14 protein-coding genes are annotated in these 18,409 nt (G+C 42.1%); 10 read left to right on the top strand and 4 right to left on the bottom strand.

Annotated elements, in window-relative coordinates:
* Position 1: 1 nt before the first annotated feature.
* Positions 2–949 carry a phosphotransferase gene (locus AC6JA8_RS16655; protein WP_497974805.1) on the bottom strand — a complete coding sequence of 316 codons (948 nt, stop codon included), beginning with the start codon at positions 947–949 and terminating at the stop codon, positions 2–4.
* 89 nt (positions 950–1,038) lie between these two features.
* On the opposite strand from AC6JA8_RS16655, the gene ahcY reads away from it, so the two are divergent.
* Genes ahcY through AC6JA8_RS16640 form a run of 3 tightly spaced genes read left to right on the top strand, consistent with a single transcriptional unit; the run spans position 1,039 to position 3,445 of the window.
* The gene (gene ahcY / locus AC6JA8_RS16650; protein ID WP_497974804.1) at positions 1,039–2,334 is read left to right on the top strand and encodes an adenosylhomocysteinase; all 1,296 of its coding nucleotides are present in this window, start codon (positions 1,039–1,041) and stop codon (positions 2,332–2,334) included.
* Between the two features lie 2 nt (positions 2,335–2,336).
* Positions 2,337–2,777, top strand: coding sequence for a ribose 5-phosphate isomerase B (rpiB, locus tag AC6JA8_RS16645; RefSeq protein ID WP_497974803.1), 441 nt, complete (start codon positions 2,337–2,339; stop codon positions 2,775–2,777).
* The gene (locus tag AC6JA8_RS16640; RefSeq protein WP_497974802.1) at positions 2,774–3,445 is read left to right on the top strand and encodes a hypothetical protein; all 672 of its coding nucleotides are present in this window, start codon (positions 2,774–2,776) and stop codon (positions 3,443–3,445) included. The genes rpiB and AC6JA8_RS16640 overlap by 4 nt, the downstream gene beginning before the upstream one ends.
* Here the strand turns inward: AC6JA8_RS16640 and AC6JA8_RS16635 are convergent.
* Both AC6JA8_RS16635 and AC6JA8_RS16630 read right to left on the bottom strand, forming a co-directional pair.
* Positions 3,442–4,170, bottom strand: a complete 729-nt coding sequence (locus AC6JA8_RS16635; RefSeq protein ID WP_497974801.1) for a polyprenol monophosphomannose synthase — start codon at positions 4,168–4,170, stop codon at positions 3,442–3,444. The genes AC6JA8_RS16640 and AC6JA8_RS16635 overlap by 4 nt on opposite strands.
* A 2-nt stretch (positions 4,171–4,172) precedes the next feature.
* Complete coding sequence (locus AC6JA8_RS16630; protein WP_497974800.1) at positions 4,173–5,963, bottom strand: hypothetical protein; 1,791 nt, start codon at positions 5,961–5,963, stop codon at positions 4,173–4,175.
* Between the two features lie 180 nt (positions 5,964–6,143).
* Between AC6JA8_RS16630 and AC6JA8_RS16625 the strand changes: the two genes are divergently transcribed.
* The 5 genes from AC6JA8_RS16625 to AC6JA8_RS16605 all read left to right on the top strand — a co-directional run bounded on the left by AC6JA8_RS16625 (position 6,144) and on the right by AC6JA8_RS16605 (position 13,350).
* Positions 6,144–6,698 (top strand): metal-dependent transcriptional regulator, encoded by a 555-nt coding sequence (locus tag AC6JA8_RS16625; RefSeq protein ID WP_491637992.1) that lies wholly within the window; start codon positions 6,144–6,146, stop codon positions 6,696–6,698.
* A 19-nt stretch (positions 6,699–6,717) separates the two neighbouring features.
* Positions 6,718–7,386: a hypothetical protein gene (locus AC6JA8_RS16620; RefSeq protein WP_497974799.1), complete on the top strand. Its 669-nt coding sequence runs from the start codon at positions 6,718–6,720 to the stop codon at positions 7,384–7,386.
* A gap of 9 nt (positions 7,387–7,395) precedes the next feature.
* A complete protein-coding gene (locus AC6JA8_RS16615) occupies positions 7,396–9,432 on the top strand; it encodes a M3 family metallopeptidase (protein ID WP_497974798.1) in 2,037 nt (678 codons plus the stop codon).
* A 9-nt stretch (positions 9,433–9,441) separates the two neighbouring features.
* Positions 9,442–9,732, top strand: coding sequence for a hypothetical protein (locus AC6JA8_RS16610; RefSeq protein ID WP_497974797.1), 291 nt, complete (start codon positions 9,442–9,444; stop codon positions 9,730–9,732).
* 171 nt (positions 9,733–9,903) lie between these two features.
* Complete coding sequence (locus AC6JA8_RS16605) at positions 9,904–13,350, top strand: CHASE domain-containing protein (protein ID WP_497974796.1); 3,447 nt, start codon at positions 9,904–9,906, stop codon at positions 13,348–13,350.
* On the opposite strand, the gene AC6JA8_RS16600 is transcribed toward AC6JA8_RS16605, so the two are convergent.
* The gene (locus AC6JA8_RS16600; protein WP_497974795.1) at positions 13,343–14,332 is read right to left on the bottom strand and encodes an NAD(P)H-dependent flavin oxidoreductase; all 990 of its coding nucleotides are present in this window, start codon (positions 14,330–14,332) and stop codon (positions 13,343–13,345) included. The two genes, AC6JA8_RS16605 and AC6JA8_RS16600, sit on opposite strands and share 8 nt — an antisense overlap.
* Positions 14,333–14,479: 147 nt before the next feature.
* On the opposite strand from AC6JA8_RS16600, the gene AC6JA8_RS16595 reads away from it, so the two are divergent.
* Positions 14,480–15,691 (top strand): M20/M25/M40 family metallo-hydrolase, encoded by a 1,212-nt coding sequence (locus AC6JA8_RS16595; RefSeq protein WP_497974794.1) that lies wholly within the window; start codon positions 14,480–14,482, stop codon positions 15,689–15,691.
* A 48-nt stretch (positions 15,692–15,739) separates the two neighbouring features.
* Positions 15,740–18,409: a helicase-related protein gene (locus AC6JA8_RS16590; protein WP_497974793.1), complete on the top strand. Its 2,670-nt coding sequence runs from the start codon at positions 15,740–15,742 to the stop codon at positions 18,407–18,409.

Here is an 18,409-nt window from a genome sequence, read left to right as displayed (position 1 = left end):
TTTATATTTCCTGTTTTCTCATTTCAAAATAATTTAATGCGCGCACAAGCAGGTCTCTGTAGGAATTTTCCATCAGAGGGTTGAGGTTTCTTTCTTTAAATCTTTTGATTCTCCACAAAGAGATCGAAAGGAGCCCAAGGATAATGGACTGGTCTAAGAATTTCTTTTCAACGGTTGAAAGCGCTCTGACTGATTCATACCCCATAAGGTATGAGTTTACTAGTGGTGTTATGACCATTCCTTTTTCCAGGCATGTCCCTGAAATCGAAATCCCCAGATCGAGGATGTATTCGCCGATGCCGGCCTGCTCGAAGTCCAGTACAGTGCTGATTTTATTGTTATCAAAAAGCGTATTGTCGTAGTAGAGGTCCCCGTGAATGATCCCGGTTTCAAAGCCGGCATTCATAAACCCTTCCAGGCGATCGCTAAAAAGAACCTCAAAACCGGCCTTGAAGTCAGGCGGGCAGCTTGGAGACTTGATGTAGTCTAATATTTCTTTAGGGCCATAACCCACAGACTCATGAGGTCTAAGAGATTTCATTTTCTCTTGGTCATGTTTTAAAACATGGAGCTCAGCAATAGCTCTTCCCACTTCTTGGCAAGTGTAGTCAGAAGGCCCTGGAGGAATCCCTTGGACAAAGGGGTAAAGCACTCCGAAATACGGACCGTAATTGTAAATGAATTCCCCCGAAGTCAGAGGGAAAGGTTTAAGTGAGTAAGGGTAACCACACTCTTTTAAATACACCAAAATAGCTTGCTCATCAGCAAGTTGATGTTGGTTTTTATCATTGGAGATTTTAAGTAAAACTGTTTCGTTCTCCAAATCAACGCGGTAGTTAGAATTCGAAATCCCCAGTGAAAGCGGCGTGCACTTTTTCACCTTTGACCGACCGTAGAGCTTCAATATTTCTTCTGCCTCTGCGAGACTGATTTGTGTATAACTTGCCATGCTTAAATTACCTTGTGAGCTTCTCTCTAGAATGCTATAGTGAGCCTGTTTAATTTTATTACAAAATCAAAAAACCACTAGGGGGAATTATGGCCTTTACGGATTACAAAGTAAAAGATATGTCGCTGGCTGACTGGGGACGTAAGGAAATCGAAATCGCAGAAACAGAAATGCCAGGATTAATGGCCCTACGTGCGGAATTTGGAAAATCAAAGCCTCTAAAAGGCGCAAAAATTGCTGGATGTCTTCACATGACAATCCAAACAGCAGTACTAATCGAAACTCTTGTTGAACTTGGCGCAGAGGTTCGTTGGTCATCATGTAACATCTTCTCAACTCAAGACCAGGCCGCTGCTGCGATTGCTGCTGCAGGGATTCCTGTTTTTGCTTGGAAAGGAATGAACGAAAAAGAATTCGACTGGTGTATCGAGCAAACTCTTAAGTGGCCGGATGGATCAGGACTAAACATGATCCTTGATGACGGTGGTGACTTAACTGTTATGGTTCACAACAAATACCCAGAGCTAATCGCTAACATCAAAGGTCTATCTGAAGAAACAACAACAGGTGTTCATAGACTTTACGACATGATGAAAAAAGGCGAACTAAAAATGCCTGCTATCAACATCAACGATTCAACAACTAAATCAAAATTCGACAACCTTTACGGATGCCGTGAATCTCTAGTTGACTCTGTAAAAAGAGCTACAGACGTAATGGTTGCTGGTAAAGTGTGTGTTGTTGCTGGATACGGTGACGTAGGTAAGGGATCTGCTGGATCATTTCGCGGTCTTGGTGGACGTGTAATCGTTACTGAAATCGATCCTATCTGTGCTCTTCAAGCAGCAATGGAAGGATACCAGGTTATGAAAATGGAAGACGCTGTAAAGCTAGGAGACATTTTCGTAACAGCTACAGGATGCCGTGACGTTATCACTGGTAAGCACATGGAACAAATGAAAGATGGAGCGATCGTTGCGAACATCGGTCACTTCGACCTTGAAATCGAAGTTGCTTACCTGAACAAAGTTGGTAAGAAAGTAAATATCAAGCCTCAAGTTGACCAATACATCATGCCATCTGGAAAGAAACTTATCGTTCTTGCAGAAGGACGTCTGGTTAACCTTGGATGTGGGACAGGTCACCCTTCATTCGTAATGTCTAACTCGTTTACAAACCAAGTTATGGCACAAATGGAACTATGGGCAAACCACAAGAACTACGAAAACAAAGTTTACGTACTTCCAAAGCACCTTGATGAGAAAGTAGCTCGTCTTCACCTTGAAAAAATCGGTGTAAAACTAGACACACTAACAGCGGCTCAATCAGAGTACCTAGGTGTTAAAGTTGAAGGTCCATACAAACCAGATCACTACAGATACTAATTATGAAAATAGCAATCGGCTCAGATCACGCGGCTTATGAAATGAAGGAAATGGTAAAACATTTCCTTCAGGGCAAACAGTTTGAAGTTATCGACTGTGGCACATACTCGTCTGAAAGGGCCGATTATCCTGAATACGCTAAAAAGGTGAGTCACGAAGTGATCTCTCAAGGTATTCAGGGGATTTTACTTTGCGGTTCAGGAATTGGTGTCTCAATCGTCGCCAACCGTTTCAAAGGTGTGCGTGCAGCACTTTGCCGAACTCCAATGGATGCGGAAATGGCCCGCAAACACAACGACGCCAATGTTCTTTGCTTAGGCGCTCGTTTCACAACAGAAGAAGAAACAAAAAAGATCATCGAAGCTTGGTTTGCCAATTCATTTGAAGGTGGCAGACACTCAGACCGTTTAAAGTTATTTGAAGATTTGGGAGAGAGCTGTTGAAACTTTTTGAAAAGGTCATGTACCCGGTTCTGGTACTCCTTATTTTCTTTTACATGTACCACGCTAGAAACAATCCAATGTATTTTGAAAGCGAGCTTGCTGTTGAAGGTGGACCATTGCAATGGTTAATTATTTCAACGCTACTCTTTGCTTCAGTTATGTGTTTTTACCGCGCCAGCATCTTGAAACCTTTTAGAGGTGGAGTGTTTGCTGCTTGTAGCGTGTTTACCGGAATTGTTTTTTTGGCCTTTGCCTTAGATGAAATGTCTTGGGGGCAGATTATTTTTCACTACCCGACACCTGAATTTATCAAGGTGAGAAACGCATTGGGGGAGATGAACATCCGCCATTTAGTTATCGCTGGTTTTGAAATTACCGATATCATTTTCACTTTGGGGATTAAGATCCTGGCGACACTTTATTTTATCGTGCTGCCGTTTTTCTACTCTCGCCTAGAGCAGATTAAGAATTTTGTGAATCGTTTTGCTATTCCTCTGCCTCGTTACACGCAGACGGGAGCTTACGCTGTGGCAGCGATTCTTATGAGCTTTATTCCCTCAGCTCTTCGCTACATTGTTTTTGAACTTGTTTTCTACTGGATTCTGGTTCTGATGATGTACAACCCGCTTAACGACGAAGTTTTTTCAAGAAAAAGCCTGGTTCGTTAATTCAATTGATTAAATAATTTTTTCAGGCGTAGCCTGAACATTACACTGAAGGCCTCAAGCACGATGCCTAAGTTCATTTTGGATTTTCCGTAAACTCTCTCGGAAAAGACGATGGGGATTTCGACAATGTCATACCCCATGGCATGCACTTTATAGGTCATTTCAAATTGAAAAACATAACCTTTAGAGATGATGTTATCGAAGTTAATTTTTTCGAGGGCCTCGCGCTTAAAGCACTTGAAGCCACCGGAAATATCGCGGATTTTAAGACCGGTAAAAAGGCGCAGGATAAAACCAGCACTCAGTGAAATAAGCAGTCGATACCATGGCCAGTCTTTGGTCCTGATGTCGTTGCCACTATAGCGAGAGCCAATGGCGATGGCCGTCCCATCATAGAGGGCAGTAATCAATCGTCCCAGGTCCTTTGGATCATGAGAGAAGTCGCAGTCCATTTGGGCGATAAACTTAAATTTTTTAAGAAGGGCCCACTTAAAGCCTTCAACATAAGCTGTGCCCAGACCTAGTTTTCCGGCCCTTTTAATCAAAAAGAGGTTGGGGTGCTTGGTCTTAAGCGCTTCTACAACTAAGGCCGTTTTATCGGGCGAATTATCGTCGATAATCAGGACTGAAATATCAGGGTAGAGCGTAAACAAACGCTCGATCATTGAATCCACATTGAGGGCTTCATTGTAAGTTGGGATGATGACCAGAGACTGATTAATCACTTCTATTTGCCTTCAGCATCGACTTCTAAAAGTCTTCTTCCCGAAGTTTGGTATCTCATTGAGATAATCTCAAATAGAGGAGTGCTATTATCTTTTCTGATCTGGTTGGCCTGTTGAGCACGAGCTTCTGCTTTTTGTGCGAACTCAAGGATTTTTGAATTTGGAGCAGCTTTAGCAGCGCCTGGTTTTAATTTTGCCAGAATTTCTTCAGCGCCATTTCCACCTTCGCTCTTTCTTCCCGCTGTCCCTAGTCCATTTCCACCGGAGAAGTCGACAATGTTTGATCCTTTAGGGCCTACTGAAGCCAGCTTTAAACCAGAGCCAGATGCACCTTGAAGTTTTGCCATGGCCGCATTTGTTGCTGAAGCACTTGGCTGGTTCTGGGCCATTAAAGCGGCCACATTCGCCGGCACACCTTTAGAGGCGATAGCATCAGCGATACCTTTTTGATCTTTTGTCAGAGGAGAGTTATCGAGTGGAATTTTGCTTGCGAGCTCTCTTAGACCTTTTTTGGCAATGGCCATTGTTGAATCGTACGATGATGAGTTCACTGTTCCACCGACAAGTTCTCCACGTGCCAGTGAGCGGATTGATTTATAAGGCGAGCTTGTATAACCCATCCCTCCTAGCTCCAGTGCACCTTCACCTTGAACTTCAAGATAATTGTCAAAACATGTGTTGGTCTTTTCACAGTTACAGCTGGGATCGATGGCCAGTGTATCTGTGGTACAAGCTACGCGGTATGAACTCGCGGCCAGTGATTTTTTATGCAGACCTTTTGCACAGTAAGTAGGATCATTTTCAGTTGATGGTTGTGAACAGTAACAAAGGTTATCAGTGATTGGGTTACAATCTCCTTTGTTTGGAAGCATATCTGCAATCTTTCTTGTCTTCTCTGCGTATTCTTTGTTGGCCGAAACTTCACTTTGGTAAAAACCACCTAAGAGGGTAGCTGCACCCATTTTGATAAGTAGGTTTTTATCCCAGGCAAAGTTTCCAAGGCTCGCATTAGTCGCGTAACAAGCAGCTCCTCCCCACCATCCAGCGGCCTGGATTTGGGCCAGCTTCGCTCGAGAGTCGTGGCTTTTAGCGGCCTTTAATAAATAATCTTTTTGAGCTGTATCACCGTTTCCGATGTCTTCACCCAACTCTTTTGTTTTTATCGCCTGCATTGCTGTGGCAATCCCTTCAGTCGCAGTAGGGATGAATTTGCAGTAATCGTTTGCTTTTGTATCTGTTTTGTCCGGCGATTCACCTTTTGCTTTCGCTTCTTCAGCAGCTTTTTTGTCTGCCTCTAGTGCTTTGTCGCCTTTTGAAATTGAACCTAAGCTATCTCCGGCGATGGCACCAAACATCGCATAGGCCTGGGCCACGGCCTTAACCATGTTCGGGTCTATTCCTAAGAATTTATGTTTTCCTTCATTACCATTACAAACTGAGGCCATGTCACCACTACAGTTTTTCTTCAAGACATCGTTTGAAAGACCTTGGTGAAGGTATTGCTGACTCAATTGTAGTTCTTGGTCAGTAAGGTTTGTGGTGTTGATATTGTTTTGTCCAGGTCCGAGCGCGCGGATTTCTTGAACAGGCTTATTGGCATTTTTCTTTTCAACTTGCTCGCGTGAAGCTTTTGCATTTTCTAAAAGCTGAGCATTGTTGCTTGTTTCAGTAGCAGTTGTCACTCCGGTTGCTGTCGAGATGGTCGCAGCCGTCGTATTTGTCGTCGCCTGGGCCATGGCCGAAACAGGTCCAAGAGTGAGTAGGGAAATAAGGGCCAAATTTAATGTTTTCATAAGAGTATTTTACCTTAGGGTCTTTCTTTAATCGCTGGGCAAAAAGGTTTCGGTTTAACACTCTTATAAAAACAGGGTGTTAGGTCACGGAAAGCTGGCCCCTTAGGCACAGTTAAGTGCCTTGTTTTGTAGGCTTTTGGTGCGTTGACGTGGGAGGTTTTGGTTGGTACAAATTTGGTTATGATGACAAAAAACAATGACCAAAAAGACGCTCACGAAAATGATTTATCTCACTCGATGGTTCACTATCTTTTAACGATTCATAAGTTAAAAGAAAACAGAGGATTTGCTCGCGTGACAGACATTGCAAAAGATCTGGACCTGACAAAAGGATCAGTTTCTACAATGCTGAACAATCTAAAAAAGAAGGGTCTAATCCAGGAAGAAGACGAATGTAAATTTGTTGTTCTAACTGAACTTGGTCACGAAGAAGTTCATCGCATTCTTTCTTCAAGAACATTATTGTTTTATTTCCTAAGAGATTTCGTAGGCGTAGATGAAAAAACTGCAGAGTACGATTCTTGTCAGATGGAACACTTAATGAGTCCACAAACCAGCCAACGTTTCTTCAACTTCATGAAGACACTTGCCTGCACATGTGAGGATCTTGATAAAAAAGGACAACTACCAAAGTCCTTCCAATTCAAGACAACTCTGGACCTGTGCTCATACAACACGGCCGACGAGTTCATTCACAACCAAAAAGGCGACAGCCATTTACCGACAGATAAGTAGTTTATTAATTGCACTACTTGTGACTCCAGTCTTTGCGCAAGAAGACCTGGCCAGCTTTTGTTTTGAGCAAAAAGTCAGTCTTTCCGAGGCAAAAAACTCGATGGAGTTCCTTCTTTTGCCCAAAGAGAAGGTCTTTATGCGCTCCGGTGACAATTGTCTCGATATCGTCACATCGCCCGATAGATCAAAATTATTGGAGAAATTCCTTAGTAAAAGATACACTTTGTTGAGTGAAACCAGCGAAGCAGCTGCCTCGAATTCTGTAAAGACAGAAGAGCACTGCCAGTTGGAAATGAAAACGACGAGGACCAGAAAAGTTGATTCAATCAATGTAAGAGTGGGAAGAACCAACGATGCCCAAGCTTCCAACCGCGATTTGAAAGAGACATCAACTGCGCAAATTCTCCTTGGGATGGGAAAACCAGGCTCATTGGACCTCGAAGGAAAAGCTTTGTTTGTCGAATGTAGACAGGGAGCAAGTGGAGTTTACCAATTGATCTTTTCATTCACTGAAATCAATAGAACTAAGGTCACATCAGAAGTGAACCTGAGAAAAAATGAACCTCTCAGCATCGCTCAAATTGTTACTGACCTCAATAGTAAAAGTAAAACACTGGGGCTGCCTGAGACAATTATCCAGGAAGCTGAAGGTAAAGATAGTACGACATTTGAATTGCAAATTAAGTAGGAGATAGACATGAATATTCTTTTAAACAAATTCACCACACCATTTGAAACAGTTCCTTTCAACGAAATTAAGCCGGAAGATTTTCTTCCAGCAGTAAAAGAAGCAATCGCTACAGCTAAAGCTCGCATTGCTGACATTAAAAACAACAAAGAAACTGAAACGTTTGAAAACGTAGTTGAAGCACTGGAAAATGCCGGGCCGGAAGTAGAACTTATTTCAGGAATTTTCTTTAACCTTCACTCTGCTGAAACGAACGATAAAATCCAGGCGATTGCTAAGGATTTTTCTCCACTTCTAACTGAATACGGAAACGATATCAGTCTGGATGCAGACCTGTTTAAGAAAATTAAAAAAGTCTGGGACCACAAAGAAAACTTCAATCTTTCAGCTGAACAAAAAATGCTGTTAGAAAAAAGCTACAAGGGATTCGTAAGAAATGGAGCTCTTCTAAACGACGCTCAAAAAGAAAGACTGAGAGAAATCTCAACTAAACTTTCGACTCTAGGGCTGAAGTTTGGCGATCACATCCTGAAAGAAACAAACGATTTCGTGATGCTGGTTGAAGATAAAAAAGATCTTGAAGGTCTGACTGAAGATGTAATTGAAGCAGCAGCAATGACGGCAAAAGAAAAAGGCCACGAAGGCAAATGGGCCTTTACACTTCAATACCCAAGTGTGATTCCTTTTTTAACTTACGCTAAAAACCGCGAGCTTCGTCATAAACTATGGCTGGCAAACTCGACAAAAGGTTTTAAAGACGGCGAAACAGACAACAAAGAAATCATTAAAGAGATCGCGACTCTAAGACACCAAAAAGCAAACCTGCTTGGTTATGAATCACACGCTCACTTCATTCTTGAAGAGAGAATGGCCTCTAACCCAAAAACAGTTTTTGAATTCTTAGACAATATTGTTAACCATGCGACTCCTGCAGCAGTTAAAGAAACTGAAGAGCTAAAAGCTTATGCGAAAAAGCTAGACGGTATTACAGAGCTTCAAAAGTGGGATACAGCTTACTACGCTGAAAAACTAAAGAATGAAAAATTCCAGGTGAATGATGAAATGCTTCGCCCTTACTTCAAACTTGAGAACGTGATTGATGGTGTTTTCAAAGTAGCGAAGAACCTTTACGGTTTAAAATTTGAGCAACGTTTTGACATTCCTGTTTATCACGAAGATGTAAAAACGTATGAAGTTTTGGATGAAAACGATAAGCACGTTTCTGTGTTCTACGCTGATTTTCACCCGAGAGCAGGAAAGAGAAACGGGGCGTGGATGACGTCATTTAGAGGTCAAAAAATGGATCACGGTGTGAACGTTCGTCCACATGTGGCCATCGTTTGTAACTTCACAAAACCAACTCCAACAAAACCTTCTCTTCTAGGATTTGATGAAGTTGTCACTCTATTCCACGAGTTTGGTCACGCCCTTCACGGTATGCTGGCAAACACTCGTTACGAAACTCTTTCAGGAACAAACGTTTACTGGGATTTCGTAGAGCTTCCATCACAGATCATGGAAAACTGGGCATACGAAAAAGAGTGCCTGGATCTTTTTGCTGAACACTACGAAACAAAAGAAAAAATCCCAGCGGATTTAATCAAAAAAATTAAAGACTCTTCAAGCTTCCTTGAAGGACGTGCAACACTAAGACAAGTTAGTTTTGCAACGATCGATATGGCATGGCACTCAGCTAATCCAGATCAAGTTAAAGACATTGAAGCTTTCGAAACAAAAATGACTAACAAGATGGATTTTCTTCCAACTGTTAAGGGAACAAGCATTTCAACTGCGTTCTCTCACATTTTTGCCGGTGGATACTCAGCAGGATATTACTCATACAAATGGGCCGAAGTTTTAGATGCTGACGCTTTTGAATTCTTCAAAGAAAAAGGGATCTTCAACCGCGATGTCGCCAACAAGTTTAAGGACAATGTCCTTTCAAAAGGTGGAAGCGAGCATCCGATGAACCTTTACGTGGCCTTCAGAGGAAAACAACCAAACCCGGACGCTCTTTTAAGAAGAGCTGGTCTATTGGCAAAATAGGAGTTTCAAATGATTGCATCAGGGATGATTTTAAAGTGTATTCTTTTGGCCAAATTTCAGGTGGATGTCGTGGAAACACCGATTTCTGAGTATGAGATGGCCACTATGAACAAGCTTCACAATGGCGTTGCCTTTGAAGCGACTGTTCTTGAGGGCCGATTGAACTCGGTCTCAATTGAAGACCCTGCAACTTCCGCAAAAACGATGAGTTATTCGATGAAGGACTACACTCAAAGAAGTCTCTCAACTAAGCTGGATGTCTTAAACACCCATTCGTCTGTTGACTGTGAAATTATCTGAGCCAACCTAATTAAATTTTACCTTAAAGAAGGCCCGCTAAACGGGCCTTTTTTAATTGCCATCTCCAATGGAAGTTGAGGTAAACTTAATATTCAATTTATAGATAAAATGACACAAAAGTGATAAATGAAGTCGCTAACTTAGTGGTGTGTTTTACGTTTTGGGGACATTGTGAATTCTGAGCGCATTCAGAGCGACGTTGCTTCGACATTTTTGCAAAATTATTTTGTGAAGCTTGTTGCTTTCCTGGCCCTCTATCTGGTCTTTGCTCGCGTTGGCCTTTCACTGGCGACGATTAATGAAGTAACCTCTCCAGTGTGGCCGGCAACAGGCGTGGCCATGGCCGTCTTATTTCTTTTTGGTCTTCGCTTCTGGCCCTTCGTTTTTGCCGGTGCTTTTATCATCAATTCGCTTTCAAGCCTGTCGCTTATATCGATTCTGAGTATCGCGACAGGAAATACACTGGAAGCACTTGTTGGCGCAATAGTGCTCTTTTTTTTTAGTCAAAAGAAATACCAGTCTGAAACTCACTCACGAACACTTGCAATTGTTTTAGCTTCAATTATCGGAGCTTCTATCAGCTCAATGGTGGGAACCCTAACTCTGGTTTTATCAGGAGTTTCACCAGGAGAAATGTTTGATCAGGTTTGGTTGACTTGGTGGACTGGGGACTCTCTTGGGGGCATCGTAGTTCTGCCTTTGGTATTTTCTTTCGTCAAAAACTCTTTTAGCTTACAGGATGAAGCTCACGAAGCTCCAGGCATTTTTATGAGCCTGGCCCTGATTTTTGGTGGAGTGCTTCTGTGCTGGTTGCTTTTCTTTCAGGTTGAAGGGGCACCTTACTTATTTTTTATTTTCCCATACATGCTTTGGTGTGCAGCTCAGGCAGGAGAGCGTGGCAGTTCTCTGGCCACGATTCTTGTTTCCTTTATCGGAGTGTTAGCTGTTAAGTTTGGTTACGGTGTTTTCTTGCATGGAACGACTAATACAAACTTGATTAACCTACAAGTATTCCTGGCCAGCGTTGGAATTAGTTCATTGATGATGACTGATTTAAAGCGCATCTCTTCTCTTAAGCAACCGGGGTTGGTTCTGCTTTTTAGCTGGATTTTTGCCAGCCTTTTATTTTTGGGATTCTTTTTTAAAAATAGCCGCGACTCTGATGATTATTTGAAAACCATTGTCGAAGGTGTTGAGCCATTACTTGAATCAAAAATGAATAACTATTTTTTTGCTCTTCAAAGTGGCGCGAGTTTATTTACCGCCAGCGATAAAGTGACACAAGAAGAGTGGAGCAGTTTTTTGGAATACAATCAATTTCAAAAACAACTTCCGGCGCTAAGGGGGCTCGGTGTTGTTTTCCGCCTTCCTAAAACTGAGATCGAATCTTTTATTAAGAAAAATGAACTGAGAAAAGGGCAGGACTTTGAGTACCATGTTGTTCCTGGCGCTTCTCCAGAGGAAACTTCCCAAAACGCACTTCTTTCTGAAGCGTATCTGGTAACTTATATTGAACCCTTTGGTGGCAATCGCTTAAAGGCAGGTCTTGACTTAGCGACTGAAGAACAGCGTCGCATGGCCGCCGAATACGCCCGTGACACCGGAGAGCCGGCAATTACAGGAAAAATAAAGCTCATTGATGACCCTGATGGACAGCCGGCGATGCTGGCCTACTACCCTTTTTATGGAAGGGGAGAAATACCTAAAACAGTAGCAGAAAGAAGAGAGAGATTGATTGGCTGGACGTATGCTCCGGTGATGACTGATCAATTCTTTAGTACTGTCTTTCAGCAAGGGAATTTGAAAGAAATAAGTTTCAAAGTCTCAGAAGATTCGTTAGGGAGAAGCACTTTAATTACAGCGACTCCTGGCTATGACAAACTTCCAGGCTCTAATGAGATTATTAAAAAAGTTCGTTTTGGTAACCATGATTTTGTTTTTCAATTTAAAGGTACTGCTGCTTTTTATGCTAGCCGCGATTCATTTTCATCTCGTGTAGGAGCAGTGGCCGCGATTATTAGTTTACTGTTAGGAACGTTAATCGTTTCTTTGCAGGCCATGAAAAAACGTGCGATCAATTTTGCCAGTCAGACAACAGAAGAACTCAAGGCCAGTGAAGAGCTTTGGAAGTTCGCTTTGGAGGGAGCTGGAGATGCTGTTTGGGATTGGAATATTGAAACGGGTAAGGTTCATTTTAGCAGGAGACTCAATAGTCTTTTAGGATATGAAGAAGGTGAATTAGATAGTGCTGAAATAGACTGGCCAACGACTGTGCATCCTGAAGATCTCCCTCGTGTAAGAGCGAACCTGGCAGCGCACTTCAATGGCGAGCAAAGCTTTATTACTGAATGCCGCCTCCTTTGTAAAAATGGTAGTTATAAGTGGGTTCTTGCACGCGGGATGATGATCAATAATAAGACTGATGATAAACCTCATCGTATGGTCGGAACGATTTCAGATATCTCATCACAAAAAGATTACGAATATGAAATCCAAAGACAAAGGGCCAAGGCGCATTCTATTTTTGAAGGATCGAGTGATGCCCTGATGCTTTTAACAATGGATGGGCGTTTTTTTGATTGCAACTCTCGCACGTTGAAACTTTTTGGTTTTGAGAAAAAAGCAGAGTTTCTTTCTCTGCACCCGTCTGACCTTTCTCCTGAATTTCAGCCTAACGGTGGTGATTCAGAGACCATGGCCAACAATCATATGAGAAAGGCTTTCAACGATGGTGTTAGTCATTTTGAATGGATGCATTGTCGCAAGAATGGAAAGAGTTTTCCGGCCGAAGTTCTGCTGACAGCTTTTTCTTACGACGGAAGAACTGTGCTTCAGGCCTGTGTGCGTGATATTAGCGAAAGAAAACACGCGGAAGCCATCTTAAGCAGCCAAAGAGAAAAACTCGTGGCCTCTGCCAAGATGTCTTCACTGGGGGAAATGGCCGGAGGGATTGCTCACGAGATTAATAACCCTCTGACTATTATCATTGGGAAAACATCACTTTTAAAACGTAGAATTGAAGGCACTGACAATGCTCTAAGCAATAACTTCAAATACAACCATTCAATCGCTGAAGAATTAACCAATATTCAAAATACGGCCAAAAGAATTGGCTCAATTATCCGCGGTCTGAGATCTTTTTCACGAAATGCTGAAAACGATCAAATGGAGCGCATTCAGGTTTCAGGACTGATTGATGAGACATTAGATTTTTCACGAGAAAGATTTAAATTCCATGCTATTAATTTAAAAGTGCGCATGGATGAAGGCGACTCACTTTTTATTAATGGAAGGGCCGCAGAGCTTTTACAAGTTTTGGTTAACCTCCTTAACAATGCTTACGATGCAGTTGAACCATTGAAAGAAAAATGGGTTGAGATCAACGTCGGACATGAAGAAGGCATTTGCAAAATCAGCGTCACTGACAGTGGAGATGGAATTGACCCGGAAGTTCTGGATAAGATCATGATGCCATTTTTTACGACGAAAGAAGTAGGGAAGGGGACAGGGCTTGGTCTTTCAATTTCAAAAGGGATTATTGAAAACCACCGCGGTAGATTTTATTACGACACGGCTTCGGCCCATACTTCATTTGTGATTGAGTTGCCTCTTACTTAAGCTGGCGAGCGACAAGTGCCTGGTAAGCTTCTTCGTATTCAGCAATAATTCTTTTAATAATCGTCTGAACGTCTTCGATCGCGTGAGTAAACTCAATTGAAGGTCCAGCAACCCAGACTGTTTTATAAGTGGCTGCAAAGGCCGCTTTTTCCACCGCTTTCATCCCACGGTAATAAGTCAGCATCTTGGCATATTTTTTAAGTTGTTTATTGTGATTTAAAAAAGATTCGACGAAGTTTTGTTCAGTCCCGATTTCTTTCACATAAGGAGTATTGATAACTGAACACGGACTTCCTGAAATTTTTGTCGTCATCACGATATCCATCGCTCCAAAATCAACGACGGCTTTTTTATACTCTTCTGAAACTGGGGATTCTTTTGTGGCGATAAAAGGAGACCCGATTGAAACACCTTCGCTTCCTAAGGCCATAACTGAAAGAAGGCCCGCTCCTGTACCAACTCCTCCGGCAGAGATTACTGGAAGTTTTGTTGCTTTCATTAACATTGGAACCAGGATTGACGGAGAGATATTTCCGGCGTGTCCGCCGGCACCAGAGTTGACAGCGATTAAAGCGTCAGCTCCAAGGGATTCAACTTTTTTAGCGTATTCAACATCGACCACATCACAAAGAATTTTTACTCCCAGTGGTTTTAATCTTCTGATTGTTTCTTCGGGAGAGCCAAGTGAAGTAATGATGAATGCTGGTGGATGTTTTTCCAGGACAGCAAGATGTTCGGCCAGGTGAACATTTGACTTATTTACTATGAGATTGATTCCAAATTTTCCATTGCACTCTTTGTGAAGATCCACCATTCCTGCTTCAAAATCGGCCGGGGTACGGTAGTTTAAAGAGGGGATACAGCCAATGAATCCGTTCTTATAGGCTTCAGCTAACATTTTGTTATTAGACACTAAAAACATCGGAGCTAGGATGATTGGGTACTTAATATCAAAAGTTTTTGTCAGCCAGGTTGAGATCATGGTTCTCTCCGTCAAAATTGTGAAATCTTTCTTTGTTAGATTGTAAGAAGTAAGAAGATAAAATTCCAGAAAATTAGACAAATCATACCAAAAGGAACAAACTTTTTGTTAATCACGGATGATTACCACTAAAGGAATAGGTTGTTTATGATGAAAGGTTTCAAATCGCTCTCTCTGGCAGTAGCAATGATTGCTATCCCAGCAGTGTCTCCATTAGCTACAGAAAATACAAAAAGTGTCTACATTACTATCGATTCAGATGCTCTAGCTTTCTCTGAAAAAACTTTCGGAAGAAGAGTTGAATCTATCGAGACAAAAGACGGAATTAGCGTCTTGAAAATCGATGAAGAGTCGATTCCTTGGCTTTCACTTCTTATGCACAGAAACTTCAACCGTTGTGGTGGATTCATGGTTCACGACGATAAGGAAGAAGCTCTTGAGCAATTAGATTCTCAAGATGGAGCTCAGCTCTTTGCTAAGAATAATATGTTCGCGGACTACACTATCAATCAGGAAAACTTAGTTAAGCCTCTGGTGAACGAAGTAAAAGCTGATAACATCCTGGCCACGATTACTAAACTTTCTTCGTTTAAGAATCGTTACTATAAGGGAGAATTCGGAAAGCAGTCAGCGACATGGATTAAGGAATACTGGACAGGTTTGGTCAAGAATCGCACTGACGCAACAGTAGAATTTTTTCCACACTCTCAATGGGATCAGCCTTCAGTTATTTTAACTCTGAAAGGTGCGTCAGATGAGACGATTGTTGTTGGTGGTCACCAGGATTCAATCAACGGATCATTTGGTGGTGCTACTTCCACAGCTCCTGGGGCAGATGATAACGCATCTGGAATCGCGACGATTTCAGAAGTTATCCGCATTCTTGCAGACAGCTCATACCAGCCACAAAAAACAATTAAATTTATGGCCTATGCAGCTGAAGAAGTTGGTCTGTTGGGATCAAAAGAAATTTCAAGAAGCTTTAAGCAAAAAAACGTAAACGTCATTGGGGTTATGCAACTTGATATGACGAATTTCCAGGGAACAAAAGATCTCGATATCGTTATGATGAGAGACTATACCAACGACCAGCAAAACAACTTCGTTGGATCGATCATTGACCGTTACGTTCCAGGTGTGAAGTGGGGATTTGATAAGTGTGGATACGGTTGTTCAGACCACGCTTCTTGGCATTCTCAAGGTTATCCGGCATCAATGCCGTTTGAAGCGAAGATGAATGACATGAATCACAACATCCATACAGCAAGAGATACTCTGGCCGCATCAAATGGAAACGCCAACCATGCTGCAAAGTTTGCGAAAATGGCCGTAGCGTACATTGTTGAATTAGACCGATAGAAAGCAAGATGATATAATCAGTCGTGAAACATTAAAAAGGAATTTTTATTGAGCACGACTGATTTTCCCGCCCTTCCCGATTACCAAGGTATCCGCGACCTCTTAGATACCGAAAGAAAGACCCTAATTAAAATTCATTCTTTTTCCGAAAGCGATGATTATCTTCGAACTGTTGAAGATGCAGGCATTGTTTTAAATTTCGTTGAAAAAACTCAAAGTGCTCTTTGGAATGTTTTTAAGCAGTACCCTTCATTGGTAAGTATTTTCAATACCGAGTATGTAAACTTCTTTGAATTTCTTCAAAGAGAGAATATTATTTCGCTCATTTTTATCGACGACTGTCTGATGCCGGAAAAAGAGATTTTCTATTTCGGCCAGGATGGGGGACTCACCCCGGCAGTTCTTGAACTTCACTATGCTGTTTTAAAGAAGTGGGTTGAAGGGAAAGAAACAAATCACGTTGAAACTCAAAAGAGTTTCAAAGAAAATTTCAATGCAGAATTAAAATCAAGCCAGCTTGCCTGTCAGTGTGTGGCCTGTCTTGCTGATTACAGAACACGCGTACGCGAAGTCGTCTACGATGAGTGCGTGGCCGCAATCAATGATACAAAAGCGAAGATTGAAGAGCAGATCGCTTTGAATAAAGAAAGCGCGATCTCTGATATCACAACGATCTATCAGAACCTTTTAAGAACTCTGGATAAAAAATTTCAACAGGTGCAGTTCAGGTTAAAGAAGTCTTCTTTAAATCGTCTTGAATCGCAAATTAAGGCCCTTCAAGATGAGACCTTCACTTATCCAAGCCCGTTGGCAAAAGAGCACGCTAATAACTTAATTCTTTTCTTTCATCGCATTCTATCTGAAGAAGGGCATTCTCCAGAACTGGTGAGTGACGAAGAATTCACGCGCTTTTTTAAGCAGCTCTCTAGCAATATCTGGAGACATGAAAAATACCTGGTTGTTGAGTTTAAAAAACTAATCAAATCCATCCTGGTGCTAAAGAGAAAAGATATCTCTTCAAACATTCTTCAGGAGTACTTAGGGCAGTTCTGGCTGCACTCACACGCCAGAAAGATCCCAAGAAAAATTATCTATCACATGGGGCCGACTAACTCTGGTAAGACCTACCATGCGATCCAGGCACTGGCCGCTTCCCGCAAGGGGTGTTACCTGGCGCCTCTGAGACTTCTTGCTGCCGAGTTATACGATACTCTTAACGGAAAAGGAGTGAAGACCACTCTTTTAACAGGTGAAGAAGTTATCGAGATTGAAGATGCAACTCACTACTCATCGACGATTGAAATGGCCAAACTGAACGAAGAGTTCTCATGTGCGGTTATTGATGAAATCCAGATGATCACTGATAAACAAAGAGGCTGGGCATGGACTCGCGCCCTGGTGAACCTTCATGCGTACGAAGTTCACGTGTGTGGTGATGGCTCGGTTCTTGACCTGGTAAAACAGATCACAGAACTTTGCGGTGATGAGTTAGAAGTAAAAAATTATGAACGTATGACGAAACTTGAAGTTGAAGATAAGCCAATCGTGCTCTCTCAGCTGCAAAAAAGTGATGCTCTGATTGTTTTCTCAAGAAGAAATGCGCTTAAGTACAAATACGATCTGGAACAGGTTGGTTTTAAAGTCTCTATTATCTACGGGATGCTGTCTCCTGAAGTTCGCCGTGAACAGGCCCGCAAGTTTGATAAAGGGATCACAGACGTTATTGTCAGTACAGATGCTATCTCAATGGGGATGAACCTTCCGATTAAGAGAATCGTTTTTACCACTCTGACAAAACATATTAACTCACAAGAGCACCCAATCACAGTGAGTGAGATTAAGCAGATTGCCGGTCGTGCCGGACGCTTCCAGCGTTTCCCAGTAGGAAAGGTGACTTGTCTGCAGAAAGTAGAAGATGGATTAACAGAGATTCAAGATGCCTTAGATTCAGTGTTGGAGCAACAGACTCAAAGTATGGTTGGTCCCGATCTGGATATCTTTACGAAGGTTAACAATGCCCTTTCATCTCACAATCTTCCTATCCTTAGGCTTTCAGAGTTTTTGAGACTCTTTAACACGATGATCTTCACGAAACCATTCTACTGTGTTGACCTGAAAGAGATGATTGAACTTGCTGAAACGGTAGAAGATATTGATAGTAATCACACACTTTCATCAGCAGAGATTTTTGGATTTGCCTGTGCCCCTGTTAACTTAGGTCTGCTGGAGCATGTTCAATATTATGTTTGGATTTTAAAGAAATTCGTTACTAATGAAATTATTAAGAACGAACACATCAATCATGCTTCAAATGAGATTGATTATCTTGAGACGACAATTAAGTGCGTGGAGCTCTACCAATGGCTTGCCCGCCACTTCAACAATAAGAATTTTGAGTTTGATGAGAGAGATCTTCTGGAAAATAAGCTTCTGGCCATCGACAAACTCAACACACTTCTTTCCGACAAGATCACGCCGACTTGCTCAAGCTGTGGAGTTAAACTCCCAGAAAATGCTAAGTTTGCTATTTGTGAAGACTGCTTTCAGCAAAGGCGCTTCACGAGACGTCCATTCCAGGGTAGAAGAGGGTCACCTCCAGGTGGAAAACCGGGAGAAAGGCAATCAAACCTGGCCTCGGCAGTGGGCTCAACGAAGAGCAACTTCCGTCAGGGGAAACCTTCTAAGAAGAGAAAGTTTCAAGGGAAACCAAAAAGATAG

It is taken from the genome of Bacteriovorax sp. HI3 (assembly GCF_059738875.1).
Note: the sequence above shows the minus strand (reverse complement) of the source record. Positions and strands in the feature narration are given on the sequence as shown.